The organism is Nitrospirota bacterium (genome assembly GCA_013388455.1).
Classification (GTDB): Bacteria; Nitrospirota; Thermodesulfovibrionia; order Thermodesulfovibrionales; family SM23-35; genus JACAFF01.
In genome coordinates this window covers 1-3390 of the sequence record JACAFF010000021.1, presented here as the reverse complement: position 1 = coordinate 3390, position 3390 = coordinate 1, and the positions used below count along the sequence as shown (strand labels likewise).

The following is a 3390-nucleotide window of genomic DNA, read 5'->3' as shown; positions in this document are numbered from 1 at the left end:
GCAGGGAGCAAGGCTGTTGATAAAAGAATTCAAGGGAAAGAAGTACATCAGTTCGGAAAAGGCGATGATCCTTCTGGCTGGGTAAGAAATGACCTTGATAATTCTATGAGAACATGTGAGACCTGCCACATTAATGGATGGCAGAATGCTCCAATAGCAAAGCATAGCTGGTTGCCTCCATTGCATATGGAGAAACTCTCCTGTCAGGCATGCCATATCCCTTCACGTGCGGTGAAGAGCGCACTTGTTCAGGCAAGTGACGTTTTCAATCCAGCTCCCAGAATTACGCCGCCTCCAAAACATATCTGGACTTTTTATGATCAGGAGATGAGATTCTGGAATCATTACGGTGAACTTGAGCTTTTCACTGCAATGGATCAGCCAACAGATATAACAAGACCAACGCTTTTTAAATATAAAGGGAAGATATATCCTGGCAACCGTGTCCATAGTTCATGGGTAGGTTTTGAAGAAGAGGGTAAAAAGGGATTAAATCAGCTGTTCATGAAGGACTTTTTTCAGATGTGGATGCAGCATCAGACAGATCCGTCAAAGAATTATCCAGAACTGTCTCAGATAAAGGACGATAATAATGATGGTATTATCGAAGTCAACAGATCAGAGGAAGTTGATGCTCTTTTAACATCTGTAAAAAACTTTCTTTCAAATACGGGTTTCCCGCTTGAAGGAAAGCGTCTTGTTTGGGTCTCAGATAGCAAGGTTTACTATTCATCAAAGAAAAGCAGTGAAATTCCTCGTGAAGAATATGAAGCAACAGCTTATGCATCTGTTTATAAATTTTCTCATGACATAGCGCCTGCAAAAGCAGCACTTGGAGCTAAAGGATGCACTGACTGCCACCGTTCAGGCTCACCATTTTTTGAGGGCAGGGTTTTGAAGGAAATATTCTCTTCAAAAGATGGGAAACCTGTCTGGATGCCAAATTATGAGATATTAGGTCTTTCAAATATTTGGATAAAAATAGGTTCATTTCGTGAAGAGTTATTAAAACCATTTTTATACGTTTTAACCGGTCTTCTTATAATTCTTGCTATTTTAATAATTTTATTGCAATTGGCATTAAGAAATAATTTCATCTCACCTCAGAAAGCAAAATTTTTTGTATGGATTGTTCTTGCAGGAGTTATTGCCTTCTTTCTAATAGCATCGCTTTCTCCAGGACTTATTGAGTTTATGACTTTTAGCAGATTTACACTTGATGCAAATCATTTCTGGATAGCAGTGATTATCTTCTTGATCTCGATTGCTATTATGCTATCACAAAAGGTTGGCGAAAAAACTTCAGGAATCAGTAAAGCAATAAGAAAACTTGGATGGCTGTTCATCATATTGGGCTCATTCTCTGGTATGCTTATTTTGTTGAAGATAGGAGGATTAAGTATTATAACCCGTTTGGCTTATACGGGTTTTGATTTCAGTTTTGTATTCATGGCAATAAGTTCTATCATTTCATTAATTATAAGAATTGGCTCGGATAAAGGCATCCAGAAGTGATCCCATATTTTGATATGAGAACTGAAAAATTTAGAGTAGAATCATTTGCAAGAAGAGGTTTTATAAATTGAAAATAGAATTTGAACCCATAGGATTTGTAAGAACAAAAGAGACAAATATACCACGGCACTGGAGTGTTTCGGATGCTGAAGGAGAGATTATTATTGATGAGAAATATACTGAAGGATTAAAAGATATAAAAAAAGGTCAGCAGATAATTGTGATATTTCATTTTCATAAAAGCCCGGCTTTTAATTCCGGTTATCTTGTGCAGAAACCTCCTCATAGGGACAGGTCAATGGGAGTTTTCAGCACATGTTCTCCTATAAGACCAAATCCTGTAGGCTTCTCTATTGTCAGTGTAATAGGAATAAAAAACAATGTTATATCAGTCAAAGGAATAGATATGATTGACGGAACACCTGTGCTTGACATTAAACCTGTTGTTGAAAAAGAGGATAACGATAAAAAATAAGTGTTTGTGAAAGTGTTATAATATTCAACAAAATGAAGGCAATAATGCAGCAGAAGAGAGAAGAAATGAAGAAGGAGTTTTTAGCTTTAACACCTTCACAAAGAATTCGTGAAATGGAATTCGTATTTAATGAGTTTGTTAAACTCAGGGCAAAAAGGGAGAGGATAACTGAAGGTGAAGCCTATCTTAGGTACGCTGAAAGAACTGAAAAAAATTATTGATAAGTTTATCTTGAAAACAGCATATAAGGATACGGTTATTGCACTTGTTGGTGGTTATGCTGTCATTGCTCACGGTGTTGAAAGAACTACAAAAGATATTGATACCCTTGCCATAGGGAGCCCGTATAATAATTTTGGGAAAGATTTATCAGCGTTCCTGAATAATGAACTGAAAGGCAAAGGCATTACTGTTAAATATTTGCCTCGAAGTGCTGATATCCAAGATCCTTTTCAGCATGAGATTATTTATATTAAAGATTTAAAAGGTAATGCACCACGGATTGATATAATAATTGCAAATTATAAATGGGAATTAGAAGGAATCTTGTCATCCAAGCCAGAAAAAGAAATACCAATACCGATTTTACCAAAGCCGTATCTAATAGCCATGAAATTAAAAGCAGGAAGTCCTAAAGATGATTTTGATATCATTGAACTTTACAGCCTTCTTAATGATGAAGAAAAGGCTAAAACACGTGAACTTGCAAAGCTCATACATAGAGATAAAAAACTCCAACGTCTCTTAAAACCAAGAAAGGAAAAAAGTGTAAGAGAAGACAAAGACCTGCTTCTGTAAAATTTTATGAGGGAAAGTTTGTGGAAAAAAAGACAAAACTAAAACAACTTGTAATTAAGACTTATTCAAATATTGCTTCGCAGGGTTCATGTTGCAGTGCCTCTGCATCGTGTTGCAGTCCTCAGAGCGCGCCAATAAATCTTCTTGAGGCAGGAAGGCTTCTTGGATATTCAGATGAAGAATTAAAGATCGGGCTTGGAGAGGCTAATCTCGGGCTTGGATGTGGTAATCCTCTGGCAATAGCAGAATTAAAAGAAGGAGAGATTGTTCTGGATCTTGGAAGCGGCGCAGGTTTTGACGCTTTTCTTTCTGCAATGAAAGTCGGAGAAAAAGGTTACATAATTGGCGTGGATATGACCCGTGAAATGGTTGAAAAAGCTAAACAAAATGCTGAGAAACTTGGGATTAAAAATGTTGAATTCAGATTAGGAGATATTGAAAACCTGTCATTAGATAGTAATTCTATTGATGTAATAATTTCTAACTGTGTCATTAATCTTTCGCCAGATAAGCAGGCTGTTTTTAATGAAGCATTCAGGGTTTTAAAACCCGGTGGCAGACTTGCTATCTCTGACATTCTAAAAAAAGGTGAATTCTCTGAT

The 3390-nt window shown here is 36.6% G+C and carries 5 protein-coding genes; all 5 read left to right on the top strand.

Features of this window, described 5'->3' with window-relative positions; translation table 11 throughout:
• A partial coding sequence (locus HXY53_04850; protein NWF75889.1) for a hypothetical protein occupies window positions 1-1515 on the top strand: 1515 nt, incomplete at its 5' end.
• 67 nt (window positions 1516-1582) lie between these two features.
• Window positions 1583-1990, top strand: coding sequence for a tRNA (N6-threonylcarbamoyladenosine(37)-N6)-methyltransferase TrmO (gene tsaA / locus HXY53_04845; protein ID NWF75888.1), 408 nt, complete (start codon window positions 1583-1585; stop codon window positions 1988-1990).
• 44 nt (window positions 1991-2034) lie between these two features.
• Entirely contained in the window at window positions 2035-2211 is a 177-nt protein-coding gene (locus tag HXY53_04840) for a hypothetical protein (protein NWF75887.1), read from the top strand.
• Entirely contained in the window at window positions 2165-2788 is a 624-nt protein-coding gene (locus HXY53_04835; protein NWF75886.1) for a nucleotidyl transferase AbiEii/AbiGii toxin family protein, read from the top strand. The genes HXY53_04840 and HXY53_04835 overlap by 47 nt, the downstream gene beginning before the upstream one ends.
• 20 nt (window positions 2789-2808) lie before the next feature.
• Window positions 2809-3390 (top strand): arsenite methyltransferase (gene arsM, locus HXY53_04830; protein ID NWF75885.1); only part of this gene is annotated, 582 nt, incomplete at its 3' end.